The organism is Kribbella sp. NBC_01245 (assembly GCF_036226525.1).
Lineage (GTDB): Bacteria > Actinomycetota > Actinomycetes > Propionibacteriales > Kribbellaceae > Kribbella.
On sequence record NZ_CP108487.1, the window covers coordinates 1,702,845 to 1,719,744 of the forward strand.

The following is a 16,900-nucleotide window of genomic DNA, read 5'->3' on the forward strand; positions in this document are numbered from 1 at the left end:
TCGCTGCTGGGCTCGGGCCACTCCGGGCGGGACAATGAGCCCAGCCGACGACCGGGTCAGACCAGGTCCCGGCCGCCGCCGAGATAGAGCTGTCACCGAGGAGTGCGTCGACCCGCATGGCACGTCGTAGCAGTAAGACCGTTGAACCCGAGGACTTCGAGGAGCGCATTCTCGACGTCGACGTCTCCGATGAGATGCGCACCAGCTTCCTGGAGTACGCCTACTCGGTGATCTACTCCCGGGCGCTGCCGGATGCCCGGGATGGCCTCAAACCGGTGCAGCGCCGGATTCTGTTCTCGATGGCGGAGAACGGTATCCGTCCCGATCGCGGCCATGTGAAGTCCGCCCGCGTCGTCGGTGAAGTGATGGGTAAGTACCACCCGCACGGTGACGGCGCGATCTACGACGCCCTCGTGCGTACGGCGCAGCCCTGGTCGATGCGGGTGCCGCTGATCGACGGCCACGGGAACTTTGGATCGTTGGACGACGGACCGGCTGCCATGCGTTATTGCCTCACCGGCGATGTGCGCGTCCGGCTGGCGGACGGGCGATCGATCCGCATCGCCGATCTCGTCGACCTGCCGGACAATTCCCAGGCCGACTCCGATCTCGAAGTGCTCGATAAGGACGGCAAAACGGTCCGCGCCACCAAGCTCTTCAACTCCGGCGTCCACCCGGTCAAGGAGCTGGTGGCCAAGAGCGGTCACAGGCTTCGCGGCAGCCACAATCACCCCGTGCTCTGCCTTGTTCCAGTCCTCGGCGTCCCCGTGTTCCAGTGGCTTCGCCTCGACGAGATCACACCCGGAACCGTCGTCTGTCTCGCTCGGAACGCGTGGTCGACCGCCATCCCGATGGCTCACGAGATGATGCTTGGAACTCTTCTCGGAGGTTGGGTGTCCGAGGGCTTCACCTCAGCCGGCCGCGCCGGGTTCAACAGCACGGATGAAGAGTATTTTCGCTACGTCCTTGAAGCTTATGACAGCATCGTGGGCGGTCCGCGGTATGTTTCATCGCGCAAGCTGCGACGGTCACAGAAGACCATCCATGAGCTCGACGTTCAAAACCTCACTTTCCTGCGCGATAGCCCGCTCGCCGAGCTGATCGGTTTGAAGGCCGCGGACAAGCTGATCCCGGAGACCGTTTGGCAGGGTTCGGTCGGCATTAAACGTGCCTTCCTGATGGCCCTGTACGAAGGCGATGGCGGTGTGCGCCGCGCCACGGACAGTTCCATCACCGTTCAGTATTCGACCTACAGCGAGCGCCTCGCCAGCGAGATTCAGGAGCTCCTGCTCGAGTTCGGCATCCATAGCAACCTGACGCACTACGCGCGCGGCGAGTACCGGCTGGTGATCTCGGGCCGCCACAACTTGCACGCGTTCGCAGAGCGGGTTGGATTCCTGACTGCCAAGAAGCGACAGCTCGAAGCATGGCTTCGAAGCGGCCCTCGCTACACACACCGGCTGACCCGGGACTTCGCGCCCTATGTCGCCGACTATGTCCGGAGCGCCTTCCGGTCAGGCCGCGGCACCGGAAAGAGCTGGTTGGTCCAGCACAACTTCGATCGCTTCGAGCGCTGGCAGACCGACCGCAGCCTGCTGGTGAGCAAATTCAAAGATCCGGAGATGCTCAGCGTCGTCTCAGCGATCATGGACTCGGGGTACCGTTTCGTCGAGGTCGCCAACGTCACGGACCGCGCACCTGAGAGTGTCTATTCAGTCCGGGTGGATAGCGATGACCATTCATTCCTCGCCGGCGGTTTCGTAAACCACAATACGGAGTGCCGGATGTCGCCGGCCGCGATGGCGATGACGATGGGGCTGGACGAGGACGTCGTCGACTTCAAGCCGAACTACGACGGCCGCGAGGAAGAGCCGTCCGTGCTGCCGGCCGCCTTCCCGAACCTGCTGGTCAACGGCGCCGCCGGGATCGCCGTGGGGATGGCGACGAACATGGCACCGCACAACCTGGTCGAGGTGATCCAGGCCCTGCGGCATCTGATCAAGACGCCGAATGCCGATCTCGACGACCTGATGCGGTTCATCCCCGGGCCGGACCTGCCCACCGGCGGCAAGATCGTCGGCCTGGAAGGGATTCGGGACGCGTACGAGACCGGTCGCGGCTCGTTCAAGATGCGCTCCACCGCGCGAATCGAGAACGTCACGCCTCGCCGCAAGGGCATCGTCATCACCGAGCTGCCGTATACGGTCGGCCCGGAAAAGGTGATCGAGAAGATCAAGACCCTGGTGCAGGCGAAGAAGCTGCAGGGCATCGCCGACGTCAAGGACCTGACCGATCGCAGCCACGGCACCCAGCTGGTGATCGAGGTGAAGAACGGGTTCCACCCCGAGGCCCTGCTGGAACAGCTGTACAAGCTGACTCCCCTCGAGGACTCGTTCTCGATCAACGCGGTCTGCCTGGTCGACGGCCAGCCGCGCACACTAGGTCTGCGCGAGCTGCTAGACGTCTACCTGCAGCACCGGTTCGACGTCACCCGCCGCCGCAGCGAGCACCGCCGCAAGAAGGCGCAGGACCGGCTGCACATCGTGGACGGCCTGCTGATCGCGATCCTCGATATCGACGAGGTCATCCAGATCATCCGGTCCAGCGATGACGCGGCCGCCGCGCGCACCCGGTTGATGGACATCTACGACCTGTCCGAGGTCCAGGCCAACTACATCCTGGACATGCCGCTGCGGCGCCTGACCAAGTTCTCCAAGCTCGAGCTGGAGACCGAGAAGGCCGAGCTGGAGCGCGAGATCGAGAAGCTGACCGCGATCCTGGAGGACGAGTCGCTGCTGCGCAAGGTCGTCTCCGAGGAGCTCGCGGAGATGGCGAAGACGTACGGCACCCCGCGTCGTACCGTGCTGCTGGAGTCGTCCGGCGCGACCAAGACGGCAGCCGTGCCGCTCGAGGTCAGCGACGACCCCTGCTTCATCCTGCTCAGCTCCACCGGCCTGCTGGCCAGGACGAACAACGTCGAGCCGTTCGGCGCGATCGAGTCCCGCGCCAAACACGACGCGATCGTCTCCCGCATCCGCAGTTCGGCGCGCGGGCAGTACGGGTTGGTCACGAGCGCGGGCCGGTTGATCCGCCTCGACTCCCTGGATCTCCCGGCCGTGCCGACGACCGCCGCCGCGCCGAACCTGCAAGGTGGTGCGCCCGTCGCCGAGTTCGTCTCACTCGAGCCCGGCGAGCGCGTCCTCGCGTTGAGCACGCTCGACCCCGACTCGGTTGGTATCGCCCTCGGCACCGCCCAAGGTGTCGTCAAACGCGTCGTCCCGGACCACCTGAGCAACCGCGACTCGTGGGAGATCGTGCGGCTCGCCGATGACGACGAGGTGGTCGGCGCGATCGAGCTCACCACCGGCGACGAGGAGCTCTGCTTCATCAGCTCCGACGCGCAACTCCTGCATTTCAACGCATCCCTCGTCCGCCCTCAGGGTCGTACGGCGGGAGGTATGGCCGGGATCAGGCTCGCGGCAAAGCAGAAGGTCGTCTTCTTCGGCGCCTTCGACCCGAACCGCGAGAGCCACGTCCTGACCATCTCCGGTTCGTCCTCGGCCCTGCCCGGGACGGAGATCGGCGCGGTCAAGCTCACCCCGTTCAGCGAGTATCCGGCCAAGGGCCGTGGCACCGGCGGCGTGCGCTGCCACCGATTCCTCAAGGGTGAGGACGGTTTGACTCTGGCGTACGCCGGCCCAGCGCCGCTGCACGCGAGCGGGTCCGGCGGCCAGCCCGTCGAGCTGCCCGAGGCGGACGGCCGTCGCGACGGTTCCGGCATCCCGTTGGGCCAGCCGATCGCCGCCTGCGCCGCGGACCTGGCAGGCTGACGTCATGAAGAAGATCCTCGCGCTTGCCGCGGTAGCGATGCTTGCGCTGACTGGCTGCACCGATGACAAGGGTGACGGCGGCAACGGTGGCTCCAAGGAGGACGCCGCCGCGCTGCTGGCCGACGCCAAGAAGACCATCGACGACGCGGCCAGCGTGCACTTCGTGATCACCGGGCGCGATCTGCCCGAGAGCGCGCAGGCGCTGACCAAAGGCGACGGCGTTGCGACCCACGCGCCCGCGTTCAAGGGCAAGCTCACGGTTCGTACGGCCGGGTCAACGATCGACGCCGAGGTGGTTTCGGTTGGTGGCAAGACGTACGTGAAGCCGTCGTTCAGCCCGAAGTTCCTCCCGTTCACCCCAGAGCAGCTGTCCGGCCTCGGCGCACCCGACCCGGCCATCCTGCTCAACCCGGAGCAGGGTTTGACCTCCGCCCTGGCCACGGTCAAGGACCCGGTGGTCAAGGGTGAGGTGCGCGACGGCTCGAAGGTGCTGACCGAGGTGACCGGCTCGATCCAGGGCAAGTCGCTGGCCGGCATCTTCCCCGGCGCCGCCGAGGACAAGGACTTCCCGAGCACGTTCACGATCGACAAGTCCAGCAAGCAGTTGGTCAAGGCAACGATCACCGGGCCGTTCTACGGTGAGGCGACCAGCGCGTATGACGTGACCCTGGACAAGTACGGCGAACAGGTCGAGATCGTCAAGCCGTGACCCCTCGCGCCAAACTCGCCCTGGCGGCGGTGTCGGTGGCGTTCGCCGCCGCCGACACCTACGTGGTCGTGCTGGCCTTGCCGGACATGATGACCGGCGTCGGCCTCTCGGCAGACCAGTTGCAACGGGCCGCCCCGATCATCTCGGGCTTCCTGCTCGGCTACATCGCGGTGCTGCCGTTGATCGGCCGCATCGCCGATGTCGTTGGCCGTACGCCGGTGCTGGTGGCGGCTCTGCTGTTGTTCGCGGTCGGCTCGCTCATCACCGCAGCGGCGTACGACCTGCCGCTGGTGGTGTCCGGCCGATTCCTGCAAGGCGTCGGCGGCGGCGGACTCGTGCCCGCAACCCTTGCCTTGGTGGCCGATCTCTGGCCTGCCGAGAAGCGAGGCCTGCCGTTGGGCGTGGTTGGAGCCGTGCAGGAGCTGGGATCCGTCCTCGGCCCCTTGCTCGGCGCGGCCGTGCTCGCGGTATCGGATTGGCGGGCCATCTTCTGGCTCAACCTCGGCGTCGCCCTCGTACTCGCCCTCTTCCTCCGCGGCCGAAAGCTCCCCCAGAATCCGCTCGCGCTAGCACTGGGTCTATTGGCCTGCATATCCCTCGCCTTGACGTTGATAGCCCCCAAACGCCTCGCCACCGACGTCACCCTGGGCATCCCGTTCGTACCGTTCACCGGCGAATCGCGCCTGGCAACACCGATCGGTCTGGTCACGTTGGCGCTCGCGGCCGCGTGGGCCATCGCCGCGTCCTGGCACGGACGCGCGGGAGCGCGCGTCGTACTGCGTCAGGTCGATATCCCCGGCGCCCTGCTCCTCGCACTCGCGTTATCCGGCGTCGTGCTGGCCTTCGCAACGGCCGATCCCGAGCGCGAGCTCATGTCGCCCGCCGGCCCTTTCCTCCTCGTCGCCGCCCTGGTCTTCGCGATCGGCTTCTGGCTTTGGCAACGCCGTACGCCGAACGCGATCGTGCCGCCCGGCCTTCTCGCACCACGCGCCGCCTGGGGTTCGCTGGCGGTCAGCTTTCTCGTTGGCGCGGCGTTGATCGCGGCACTGGTCGACGTCCCGGTCTTCGCCCGTACGACGCAAGGTGGCGGCCAACTCGCGGCGGCACTCGTGCTCGTGCGTTTCCTGGTGGCGTTGCCGGTCGGCGCGGTCGTCGGTGGCTGGCTGACCCGGCGGGTAGGCCTCGCGCCGATCACGTGCGCCGGGCTCGCGTTGGCAGGCGCCATGTTCGTACTAATGGCCCGCTGGGACCGCGACGCGCTGGACGGAATCGCCGCGACGGTCGTGCTGGTGCTGTGCGGATTCGGGTTCGGCCTGGCGATCTCGCCCGTCAACTCGGCCATTCTCGCGGCCACCCGGGCAGATACGCATGGACTGGTCAGCGCGCTGGTGGTCGTGGCCCGGATGATCGGCATGCTCGTCGGCATCTCCGCGCTCACCGCCATCGGCCTCCGCCGGTACTACGCGCTCGCGGGCGACATCCCGCCCGCCGAGCAGCTCTGCGGTGGCGCCGGGATCTGCCGGGCGTACGTGGATGCGCTGCGTGACGCCGCGATCGCCCAGGCGAACGCCATTTTTGCCGGCGCGGCCGTTTGCGCCTTCGCGGCAGCCATCCTCGCGCTCGTCCTGCTGGGACGCCGTCCAGTAGGTGATTCGGATCATGGGGACATGCCGTCGGCTCGCGTACCGTGAAGGCTGTGAGCGGATTGAACAGGCCGGGCCTCTGCTCGACCTGGTGCCGGGAGCTGGAAGAACCGATCGCCGGTACCGCCGTGGTGGCGACCGGCTGGCTGGTCGTCGAGCAGCCCGGCCCATGGGGCGCGAAGGCTCCCACCCAGAGTCACCTCGACCCGGCCCTGGGCGCCCACATCGACCACGCCGCCAAGAAGGCCGACGTCCGCTTCGGCCTCATCCGTACGCCCGGACGACACGCTGACCTCGGCGACGACAAGCCACCGGCGGGGAGCCGTCAGGTCTTCGCGGCCTGCACCATCCCGGGGCGCACCATGTTGCTCGGCGGGCGGATCAACTCCCCTGACGAGCTGCTGAACATCGACCTCGACGCACTCGCTCGCGGTGACGCGGACGCCGTTATGGCCGCGCTGCCATCGCTCAAGCCGGTGGACGGCCCGATCATCCTGGTCTGCACCAACGGCAAGCGCGACGAGTGCTGCGCCATCCTCGGCCGCCCGATCGCGCAAGCCCTTTGCGAAGCCGTTCCCGGCCGGGTCTGGGAGTCGAACCACCTCGGCGGGCACCGGTTCGCGCCGACCGCGACGATCCTGCCCGAAGGCAGCAGCCACGGTCAGCTCACGGCCGAAAGCGCGCTGGAGATGTACGCCGCCGCGGTCCGGGGTCAAACCGTCGTCGAGACCCTGCGCGGCCGCGGTTGCTGGTCCAAACGCGGGCAAACCGCCGAGATCGCTGTACGCCGGGCCATCGGTGAGGCCAGACTGGACGTACTGACCGTGGTCGACGAAGACCCCGAGTCGGTGCTCGTCCAGCATCGAGACGGCCGAGCCTGGACTGTTGCCGTGAGCACCGAACCGGCTGATCCGCCCCGCCCGGAGTCGTGCGGGAAGGAGCCGTTCAACATGTCGATCCTGCGTGCCGGCCGCGTCGTACCAGTTGTGAAGGACCAGCCATGAGCTCAAACACCGATTCCCCCCTACCTGCCGAATCCCCTGTGCCTGCTGAAGCTGTGCGGCCGCGCGAACTCGCTGCCGGCTTCGAGGACCTGCTCGCTGCCAACGCCGACTACGCGAAGAACTTCAGCTACAGCGGATTCGACGGGATCGCCCACGCGGGCGTCGGCGTCGTCACCTGTATGGACTCGCGCATTCCCCCGTTGGAGCTGCTCGGTCTCAAACCCGGCGACGCGAAGGTTCTGCGTAGTGCCGGCGGCCGCGTCACCGAACTCACCATGACCGGCCTCGTGCTCGGCGTACAGCTGCTCGGCGTCAGGCGCATCCTCGTCATCCCGCACACCCGCTGCGCGATGGCCGCCATGAGCGAGGACGCGTTGCGCGCGAAGGTCGAGGCGGCTGCCGGCAAACCCGCCGGGTATCTGCCGCTCGCCGTGATCCCCGACCAGACCGAAGCGCTGCACCGCGATGTCGCGGCCGTGCGCGAACACCCGTTGATCGGGGACGACGTACTGGTCGGCGGTTTCCTGTACGACGTAGACACCGGTCTCCTCGAGCAACTGGCCTGACGAACGTCCGGGGAGCCCTTGCGTGGGCTCCCCGGACGTTTCGTTAGTGATGCAGGAGCTCGACCAGGCCGGTCTCGAGGCTGTAGTAGCCGCCGACGAGCAGCACCTTGCCCTCTTCTTCGGCCGGTCCAAGGATCGGCGACCGGCGCAACTTGGCGAGCTGCGCGATCACGTTGGCCTTCACCGCATTGGTGAGCCAGTCGCCCGAATGGCGCCGAACCGACTTCACCACGGGCGTGAGCGACCTGACCAGGTAGTCGATCTCACCCGGCGGGTTGTCCCACTCGTCGCCGGCCTCGATCGCCGCGATGGTGGCACCGATCGCGCCGCACTTCTGGTGGCCGAGGACCATCAGCACCGGAGTGCTCAGCTCCTCGACACCGAACTCGAGGCTGCCGGTGACAGCGTGGTCGGGCACCTCGCCCGCGCTACGGATGACGACCAGGTCGCCGAGGCCGCGGTCGAAGACCAGCTCCGGGGGCACCCGGGAGTCGACGCAGCTGAAGATCGTCGCGAACGGGTGCTGCCCGCTCACCACCTCCGTGCGCCGGGCGGGCGTCTCGTTCAGATCTGTCGAGTGGAACTCGGCATATCGGCGGTTGCCCTCGACCAGCAACCGTAGGGCGGCGGCACCATCGGCCGGCTGCGGCACCTCGGAGCCGGCGGATGCTCCGATGACACGTCTCGCGGGCTCAATGGGCACGTGGGCGGTGGCGGTACTCGTACCAGCGCCGATCAGACCGGCACCGACTGTCGCGGCTGCACCCCAGCGCAGGAAATTGCGCCGCGAACCATTGTTCAGTTCTTCCATCGTTGATCCTTGCTTTCTCCAGGCCGCCCCTCAAGCGGCCCTGATGGTATGCAGTATACCGATTCACTACACACAGTAGTGCTGCCGAATACCGCGATCAGTGGTACCACGACCCGAAAAGCAGCTGACACGGCACCTGCCTAGTCAGGAGTCAAACAATGCTTTGCCGGGATTCATCCATCGCCCAAAAAGCCCGTCTCTGATAGAAAAACGGCATGACACTCCGCCCGAGCCGTCTCGCCACTGCCCTCTGCGCCGGTACGGCGCTCGCCCTCGCCGCCTCGCTGCCGGCCGTCGCGCTGGCGCCGACCGCGTCGTACGACCGTGCTTGTTATGACACGTCCATCCCCGGCACGGTCGAGGAGGAGCGACTCGACAACACCTCCTCCCCCGGCGGCCCGGCCGTACCGCCGCAGATCCTCGAACGCAGCGGCTTCTCCCGCCAGGTCTCGCAGTTCACCCGGACCCTTTGCGCATTGCCCGGTTACCACTCGGCCGCTGTGGTGGTGCGTGCGCAGGGCGAGGCACTCTGGCGTACGGCGATCCGCCGCGCCCAGGGTGCGCACGCGGCACCCGACTTACCCGCGACCGACGATCGCGGCCTGTACTGGGCGCGGATCTCAATGGCGAAAGCGCTTCGCCAATGGCAGCCGCGTCAGCCACTTGAGGCTGTCCAGCGCGCTGAGCTGATCCGGTCGTTCGAGTACGCCTCGCGGGGCATCACGTCGACCCGGTTCGATGACGGCGTACGGCGGGTGCTGGTGACCGGGTTCGACCCGTTCACGCTCGACGCGGACATCCGGATCGGCAACCCGTCCGGCGCGAATGCCCTCTCGCTCGACGGCACCCGCTGGCAGGTCAACGGCGAGACCGTGCAGATCGAGACGGTCGTCTTCCCGGTCAGGTACACCGACTTCGACGAGGGCATGGTCGAGGACGCGCTCGCACCGCACTACCGGCCCGGGCCGCAGCACGCCGAGCTCGTGATGACCGCGAGCCAGGGCCGCGTGGGACTGTTCGACCTCGAGGTGTTCAACGGCCGACGGCGTTCGGTCGTATCGATCGGCGACAACAACAACCTCTGGGGTGGCGGCACCATCACCGCTCCGGTCGTCGCACCAGGCATGCCGGCCGGACCCGAATGGCTGACGAGCAGCCTGCCGATGACTGAGATGGCCGCGACCGCCGTACCGCCGTTCCGGACTCGCGTGAACACCTCCGTGCTGGAGATCCCGGCCGGGCAGACCACGCCGGTACGACGTCCTGCCGGTCCCACGGCCGGGTCGATCGCGTCCGAGGGTGCGGGTGGTGGCTATCTCTCGAACGAGGTGGCGTATCGCAACACCCTGCAGCGCGAGCTGCTCGACCCGTCGATGCCGGCCGGGCATTTGCACGTGCCGGTGCTGCAATTCGGTGCGGGCAACACGACCGAGATCACCGACCCCACCTACGAGGCGAACCGGGACGCCATCGTCGCCGGCTCCCACGCCATCCTGCGCACAGCCCTCAACTGACCGCCTGCGAGGGCGCCTTAGTTGATGGTGTCCTCGCCGCCGGCGAAGCCCTTGCGTGCCGCGTCGAAGACCTCGTCGCTGACGGTGTGCAAGTGCTTCGCCAAGGTCCAGCGAATCCCGAACGGGTCGATGATCGTCGCCACCCGCGCGCCGTGGAACGCGTCCTCCGCTTCGCGCTGCACGAGTGCACCACCCTCGACCGCAAGTGCCACGGTGGCGTCAACATCCGGCACGTGCAGGTACATCGAGTACGTCGGCAGCTGATCGGCCGAAGGCTCGGTCATCCCGACCTCGGGATAACCGTCCGACAACATCAGACCGGCGCCGTCGATATCGATCTCGGCATGCCCGACCCGGCCGTCGGCATCGACGTACGGCTCATAGGTCAGCCGCGCCCCGAACACGTCGACGTACCACTCGATCGCAAGGGCGGCGTTGCGGCAGCACAGGTACGGCGTCAGCACCCGCCCACCCGGCGGTACGTAAGGCCTACTCATCGAAAACCGGCGTGGAAATCCCGTCCTTGACGGCGGGGAGGTAACGCCGGTCCCTCCCTTCAGAAAAGTGTCGGTGGCAGCCGCCACCATTGGTGGGGTGTCCCGGTACCGGCTTGCCCCGACCCCAGCGCAGGAGACCGCGCTGCTGGGACACTGCAGCCACGCCCGGTACGTGTGGAACCTCGGGCTGGAACAACGGCTGATGTGGCGACCCGGACGGCCACCCACCCCCGGGTACGTGGCCCAGGCAGCGCAACTGACCGAAGCCCGCGCCGCGGAACCGTGGCTGGCGGCCGGGTCGCAAACGGTGCAGCAGCAGGCACTGCGCGACCTTGACCAAGCCTGGCGGAACTTCTTTGCTGGCACCCATTCCAGGCCGACGTGGCGCAGGGCCGGCCAGCATGAGGGGTTCCGGATCGTCGGGCCACAGGCCCAGCGGGTCGAGCGGCTGAACCGCAAGTGGGGCCGGGTGCTGGTGCCGAAAGCCGGCTGGATCAAATTCCGCTGGTCGCGGCAGATACCCGGCGCGAAGTCGTACCGGATCACCCGCGACTCGGCGGCGCGGTGGCACATCGCCTTCGCCGCCATCCCCGACCCGATCCCGGCGCCCGGGACCGGTGAGGTGGTCGGGGTGGACCGGGGTGTTGCCGTGTCGGCGGCACTGTCCACGGGCGTGCTGCTCGCGTGCCCCGGGCTGCGGGCCACTGAACAGACCCGGCTGAAGCGGCTGCAACGGCAGCTCGCGCGGTGCCGGCGCGGGTCGAACCGGCGCACCAGGGTCAAGGTGGCGATCGCCCGACTGAAGGCCCGGGAGGCGGATCGGCGCAAGGACTGGGTCGAGAAGATCAGCACCGAGCTGGCCCGCTGGTTCGATGTGATCCGGGTCGAGGACCTCAAGATCCGCAACATGACCCGCTCGGCTCGCGGCACCGTCGAGCAGCCGGGCCGCAACGTCCGGGCCAAGGCCGGGTTGAATCGGGGCATCCTCGGTCAGGGCTGGGGACTGCTCGTCACTCGGTTGGAGCAGAAGGCGCCGGGCAGGGTCGAGAAGGTCAACCCGGCGTATACGAGTCAGACGTGCGCGGAATGCGGGCATTGCGCGTCGGAGAACCGCGAGAACCAAGCGGCCTTCCGATGTGTTGCCTGCGGGCACACCGCGCACGCTGATGTGAATGCAGCAAGGAATATCGCGGCCGGACGGGCCGTGACCGCACGCCGAGGCACGAGGTCTGTGCCGTTGAAGCGTGAACCTCATCTCGCTACCTCCGCGTAGTGGGTTGGAATCCCCGCCGTTCACGGCGGGGAGGACGTCAATCCCCATCCCAACGTCGCGGCACGCCTACACCCTGCACCCCATCACCGCAGGGGTCCACCACCCGGCGTGTCCCCTCAACTCCCCGCAATCACCTCGAACGCCCGAACCACGTTGCCCACGACAACATCGGCCCGCACCTCCCCCGCGTTACGGCCACCGCGATCCGTCCCCACCAAGATCGTCGACAATCCGGCCGCTTGCCCGCCGGCGATGTCCAGCTCGAGCCGATCGCCGACCATCCAACCACCGGCGAGCGCCGTACCAGTCCGCTCAGCGGCGATCTCGAAGATCCGCGGATCCGGCTTGCCGACACCCTCCGTCTGCGAGATGCACGAGTAGTCCACCACCTCGCCGATCCCGGTATGCGCCAACTTCCGCGACTGCTGCACAGTCCCGCCGTTCGTCACCACGACCACGGTCCAACCATCGGCCCGCAGACGCGCCAACCCCTCGAACACCGCCGGCTCACACCACGTGAACGTCGGATGCTCCACGTCGTACGCCGCGATCAGCTCCTCGACACCGGCGGCCAACCCAAACCGCTCCCGCGCAGCCGCGAACAGCTCACCCCTCGGCCGGTAACCACCCAAGTCCATCGCCAGAAACCACTCCAGCGCCTCCGCCCCCAGCTCCGCCGTGAACACCTCAGCCCAAGCCCGAAAGGCCCCATCCCGATCGATCAATGTGTTGTCCAAGTCAAAGCACGCCAACCGCTTCATGCCTACCTCCTTCAGTCACTCCACGGTCCGGCCACCCTGTAGAGCAGGCTGACGGATTCTTCACAGGTTCTTCATCGGTACGCCGCGATGCTGCCCGGCATGAACCGAACCACACCCGAATTACCACAGCGACGTGGAACCGGGGTCACCCGTCGCCGCCTCCTCGGTGGAACCGCAGCGCTCACCACCGGCCTTTTCGTGCCAACAGCAGCCGGTGGCACTGCGCTGGCGGCCAGGCGGCCGAGCCGAACGCGGCTGAGCTTGCCGGCACCGACTGGTCCGTACGCCATCGGGACGGTCTCGCTGCATCTGGTCGATCACGCTCGTCAGGACCCCTGGTGGACCACCCCGCACGCGCGCGAACTGATGATCAGCGTGTGGTACCCGGCCCAAGGCGCCGGCCGCGGTCACCTGGCAGCCTGGATGCCCTCCGGGGCCCTGGCGCACTACCGGCAAGAACTGACCGCGTTCCTCGAACAGCCAGACGGTCCGCCGGGCACTCCGCCGCCGCCGCAGGTCTCGCTGGACCGAGTCGACTTCCCGATCACGCACGCCCGCCAGGGCGCACCGGTCAAACGGTCCGCACGCCCCTATCCAATGGTGCTCTTCGAGCCCGGATTCGGGCTTGGCCGAGAGCTCGGAACCACACTGGTGGAGGACCTGGCGAGTCATGGCTATGTCGTGGTGACCATCAGCTCGACCTACGACGCCGCGGCGGTGGAGTTCCCCGATGGCCGGGTCGAACCGGCCAGGCCTGACAATTTCCCACGCCCCAACATCGACATGATCAGGCGCAGGGCCGACACGCTGTTCGTCCTCGACCAGCTCGGCGCGCTCGCGTCAGGTGCGAACCCCGACGCCGAACACCGCCGATTGCCCAGCGGCCTGCACAGATCCCTGGACCTGCACAAGATCGGCATGTTCGGCCACTCCCTCGGTGGCGCCACGACCGCCCAGACCATGGCCGTCGACGACAGGATCATCGCCGGAGTCAACCTGGACGGCAGCATCTTTCCCGATTTCGATCTGGACACCGGACCCGGCGAGGTCGAAAAGGAGCTGGCTCGCGTCGCCGCCCGCATCGGCAACCGGCCGTTCCTGTGGCTGGCTTCGGGCGGATTCGGCCCCGAATACTTCGGCAGCTTGGTCACCCCCTTCTGGTATGGACTGAAGGGATGGCGCCGGTTCCTGTCCATCAAAGGGTCGACGCACTTCACCTACACCGACCTCACACCGATGCTCCATCAGCTGGCCGCAGCCGGGGTCATCCCCTCGGCCGCCCCAGTCGGCATTCACCCGCATCAAGCCATCGCCGCCCAGCGCGACTACATCCGCGCGTTCTTCGACCTATGGCTCCGCAACCGCAACACCCCCGCATTCGACGGCCCGTCCGCCCGGCACCCCGACGTCGTCTTCTACCCGTAGAGCCGACTCGACGACCTCCGGCCCGATGACTGGTCAAGCGCCGGCGTCGGGCACGGAGGTAAGCCGCGGCGTGTTGTACAGGTGACCGACACGCGTGGACTATGGGTGAAGAACCTCCGACGCCGCTTGCCGTCAGGAAGCCTGTGGTCTCCTACCTGGCCGTGGCAACGGGTCGGAGTCCCTCTCGGGGCTGGAGGCGGGATGACCGATCTGGTTACGCAGGCAGCATGGGTTCTCGTTGCGGCATTCGTGCTTTCACTGGCTTACGAGCTCTATCGCGCTACGGCGAAGGCCGGTACGTCACCCCATGACTCCGTGGCGAGTTTCGTGAAGAACAACGCCGCACTCTATGTGGTCGCCGCCCTGGTGATCGTTCTTCTGTTCGCTGGCTTCGGATGGGCACCATGGGTTGGCCTGATCTTCTCAGCGGTGGTGGCTGCGGCGTCGATCCTCTACTACAACCCGAAGATCTTGCTGGAGCGCGATCCAGGCATCGTTGACTGGTTCGAGGATCTCGTGTTCACCAGCCTTGTCTTCCTCGCCATGGCGTTGCTCCTCTACCAGGTGCTCGGCGTGACCCTCAGGCCGTGATGCGGTGTTCGCCGCACAACATGGCAAATCCGCGGCGATGCGATTCGGCGCGAAGCTGGTCCTTGCAGGGCACATCACCACCGTGGACGTCGAGCAAGCTCTCGACACCCGACAAGCGTCCCCGCAGGGCGGGGGTCAGGCGTCGATGCGGGATTCGTCCAGGTCGTAGGCGCCTTGGACGATGAACTCCTTGCGGGGGGCTACGTCGTTGCCCATCAGGAGGTCGAAGACGCCTGCGGCGGCTTCGCCGTCGTCGACGGTGATGCGGCGCAGGGTGCGGTGGCGGGGGTCCATGGTGGTTTCGGCCAGCTGGTCGGCGTCCATCTCACCAAGACCCTTGTAGCGCTGCGGGGGCTCTTTCCACTTGACCCCCTTCTTCATCAGCTCGGCCGTCTTCCGCTGGTACTCGGCGTCGCTGTAGGTGTAGATGTACTTGTCCTGGCCCTTCTTCGGGTTCGTCAGCTCGAACCGGTGCAACGGCGGCACGGCGGTGTAGACCCGGCCGGCATCGACCAGGGGCCGCATGTACCGGAAGAAGAGCGTGGCCAGCAGACAACGGATGTGCGCGCCGTCCGAATCGGCGTCCGCCATGAAGATGATCTTGCCGTAGCGGGCCTGCTCGAGATCGAACGAACGACCCGAACCGGCGCCGACGACCTGGATGATCGAGGCGCACTCGGCGTTCTTCAGCATGTCGCCGACCGACGCCTTCTGCACGTTCAGGATCTTGCCGCGAATCGGCAGCAGCGCCTGGAACTCCGAGCTGCGCGCGAGCTTCGCCGTACCGAGGGCGCTGTCACCCTCGACGATGAACAGCTCGGACCGATCGACGTCGTTGCTACGGCAGTCGGCGAGCTTCGCGGGCAGCGCCGACGACTCCAACGCGGTCTTACGCCGCTGGAGCTCCCGGTGCTGGCGAGCGGCCATCCTGGTCCGGGCTGCGGAAACAACCTTCTCCAGCAGGGACCTGGCCTGCGGCTTCTCGTTCTTCTTGGTCGAGGTGAGGAACTCGGTGAGCTCCGTCTCCACCACCTTGGCCACGATCCGCGAGGCGGCGGGCGTGCCCAGCACCTCCTTGGTCTGACCGTCGAACTGCGGCTCGGACAACCGGACGGTGACGACCGCGGTCATGCCTTCGAGGGCGTCGTCCTTGACGATCTCCTCCCCCGCCTTGATCAGCCGGGTGCCCTCCAGCGCCTTCGACAGGGTCTTGGTCAGCGACCGCTCGAACCCGTTCACATGCGTGCCGCCCTTGGGGGTGGCGACGATGTTCACGAAGGAGCGCATCTCGGTCTCGTAGCCCTCGCCCCAGCGCACCGCGATATCGACCTCGAGATCGCGCTCGACGTCGGTCGGGGTCATGTGACCCGCGTCGTCCAGCATCGGCACGGTCTCGGTGAAGTGACCCGTGCCGGCCAACCGGATGACGTCGGTGACCTTCTGGTCGGTGGAGAGGAACTCGCAGAACTCGCTGATGCCGCCGTCGTGCTTGAACGTCTCCTCGGTGACCTCGTCGGTCCGCTCATCGCGGATGACCAGCTCGAGGCCCGGCACCAGGAACGACGTCTGCCGCGCCCGGGTGACCAGCTCGTCGTAGTTGAAGGCGGCGTCCTTGGTGAAGACCTGCCGGTCGGCCCAGTAGCGGATCCGGGTCCCGGTCACGCCCTTCTTGGCGCGGCCGGCCTTGCGCAGACCCGTCGTCGGGGTGAACACGGCGGACGCGCCTTCGCCGTCGAACTCGCCCGGCGCGCCACGGCGGAACGAGGTGGTCCAGGTGACGCCACCGCGGTCGACCTCGACGTCGAGACGCGCGGACAACGCGTTCACCACGGAGGCGCCGACACCGTGCAGACCGCCAGACGCGTTGTAGGAGCCGCCGCCGAACTTGCCGCCGGCATGGAGCTTGGTGAAGACGACCTCGACACCGCTCATCTTCGTCTTCGGCTCGATGTCCACGGGGATACCGCGGGCCTTGTCCCGGACCTCGACCGAGCCGTCCTTGTGCAGCACGACGTCGATGCGGTCGCCATGGCCGGCCAGGGCCTCGTCGACCGCGTTGTCGATGATCTCCCACAGGCAGTGCATCAGGCCGCGGCTGTCCGTGGACCCGATGTACATACCCGGGCGTTTACGGACTGCCTCCAGGCCTTCCAGCACCAGCAGGTGGCGTGCGTTGTACGTCGGGTCGAGCTCGGTACTGCGAGGCGTCGGGGCGGCCACAAGGCTCCTTCACTGGTTCAGGTGATGCTCGGGACCTACCCTATGCGGCCGCACCG

The 16,900-nt window shown here is 67.2% G+C and carries 13 protein-coding genes; 9 read left to right on the forward strand and 4 right to left on the reverse strand.

The genetic code is table 11. The annotated features are described in order from the left end of the window. Positions 1-116: 116 nt before the first annotated feature. The 5 genes from OG394_RS40030 to OG394_RS07565 are packed head-to-tail and all read left to right on the forward strand — an operon-like array spanning position 117 to position 7,752. Positions 117-3,830 (forward strand): DNA gyrase subunit A, encoded by a 3,714-nt coding sequence (locus OG394_RS40030; RefSeq protein WP_442914273.1) that lies wholly within the window; start codon positions 117-119, stop codon positions 3,828-3,830. 4 nt (positions 3,831-3,834) lie between these two features. Continuing rightward, positions 3,835-4,539, forward strand: a complete 705-nt coding sequence (locus tag OG394_RS07550) for an LppX_LprAFG lipoprotein (protein ID WP_328994268.1) — start codon at positions 3,835-3,837, stop codon at positions 4,537-4,539. Further along, positions 4,536-6,230 carry an MFS transporter gene (locus OG394_RS07555; RefSeq protein WP_328994269.1) on the forward strand — a complete coding sequence of 565 codons (1,695 nt, stop codon included), beginning with the start codon at positions 4,536-4,538 and terminating at the stop codon, positions 6,228-6,230. Before OG394_RS07550 ends, OG394_RS07555 begins: the two co-directional genes overlap by 4 nt. Positions 6,231-6,235: 5 nt before the next feature. After that, the gene (locus tag OG394_RS07560) at positions 6,236-7,186 is read left to right on the forward strand and encodes a sucrase ferredoxin (RefSeq protein ID WP_328994270.1); all 951 of its coding nucleotides are present in this window, start codon (positions 6,236-6,238) and stop codon (positions 7,184-7,186) included. Next, on the forward strand, positions 7,183-7,752 hold the full coding sequence (locus OG394_RS07565; RefSeq protein ID WP_328994271.1) for a beta-class carbonic anhydrase: 570 nt from the start codon (positions 7,183-7,185) through the stop codon (positions 7,750-7,752). The genes OG394_RS07560 and OG394_RS07565 overlap by 4 nt, the downstream gene beginning before the upstream one ends. Before the next feature lie 43 nt (positions 7,753-7,795). On the opposite strand, the gene OG394_RS07570 is transcribed toward OG394_RS07565, so the two are convergent. Continuing rightward, positions 7,796-8,563: a carbonic anhydrase gene (locus OG394_RS07570; RefSeq protein ID WP_328994272.1), complete on the reverse strand. Its 768-nt coding sequence runs from the start codon at positions 8,561-8,563 to the stop codon at positions 7,796-7,798. A gap of 215 nt (positions 8,564-8,778) precedes the next feature. Here OG394_RS07570 and OG394_RS07575 point away from each other — a divergent pair, with 215 nt between their 5' ends. Beyond that, the gene (locus tag OG394_RS07575) at positions 8,779-10,077 is read left to right on the forward strand and encodes a hypothetical protein (protein ID WP_328994273.1); all 1,299 of its coding nucleotides are present in this window, start codon (positions 8,779-8,781) and stop codon (positions 10,075-10,077) included. Positions 10,078-10,094: 17 nt separating this feature from the next. Here OG394_RS07575 and OG394_RS07580 read toward each other — a convergent pair whose 3' ends face one another. After that, positions 10,095-10,574, reverse strand: a complete 480-nt coding sequence (locus OG394_RS07580) for a VOC family protein (RefSeq protein WP_328994274.1) — start codon at positions 10,572-10,574, stop codon at positions 10,095-10,097. A 97-nt stretch (positions 10,575-10,671) separates the two neighbouring features. Between OG394_RS07580 and OG394_RS07585 the strand changes: the two genes are divergently transcribed. Continuing rightward, positions 10,672-11,847 carry an RNA-guided endonuclease InsQ/TnpB family protein gene (locus tag OG394_RS07585; protein WP_328994275.1) on the forward strand — a complete coding sequence of 392 codons (1,176 nt, stop codon included), beginning with the start codon at positions 10,672-10,674 and terminating at the stop codon, positions 11,845-11,847. A gap of 116 nt (positions 11,848-11,963) precedes the next feature. On the opposite strand, the gene OG394_RS07590 is transcribed toward OG394_RS07585, so the two are convergent. After that, positions 11,964-12,608 (reverse strand): HAD family hydrolase, encoded by a 645-nt coding sequence (locus OG394_RS07590; RefSeq protein ID WP_328994276.1) that lies wholly within the window; start codon positions 12,606-12,608, stop codon positions 11,964-11,966. 99 nt (positions 12,609-12,707) lie between these two features. On the opposite strand from OG394_RS07590, the gene OG394_RS07595 reads away from it, so the two are divergent. Then, positions 12,708-14,033: an alpha/beta hydrolase family protein gene (locus tag OG394_RS07595; RefSeq protein ID WP_328994277.1), complete on the forward strand. Its 1,326-nt coding sequence runs from the start codon at positions 12,708-12,710 to the stop codon at positions 14,031-14,033. A 201-nt stretch (positions 14,034-14,234) separates the two neighbouring features. Then, positions 14,235-14,624 carry a hypothetical protein gene (locus tag OG394_RS07600; RefSeq protein ID WP_328994278.1) on the forward strand — a complete coding sequence of 130 codons (390 nt, stop codon included), beginning with the start codon at positions 14,235-14,237 and terminating at the stop codon, positions 14,622-14,624. A 135-nt stretch (positions 14,625-14,759) separates the two neighbouring features. Here the strand turns inward: OG394_RS07600 and OG394_RS07605 are convergent, their stop codons facing one another. Further along, entirely contained in the window at positions 14,760-16,844 is a 2,085-nt protein-coding gene (locus tag OG394_RS07605; protein WP_328994279.1) for a DNA gyrase/topoisomerase IV subunit B, read from the reverse strand. Positions 16,845-16,900 lie beyond the last annotated feature (56 nt).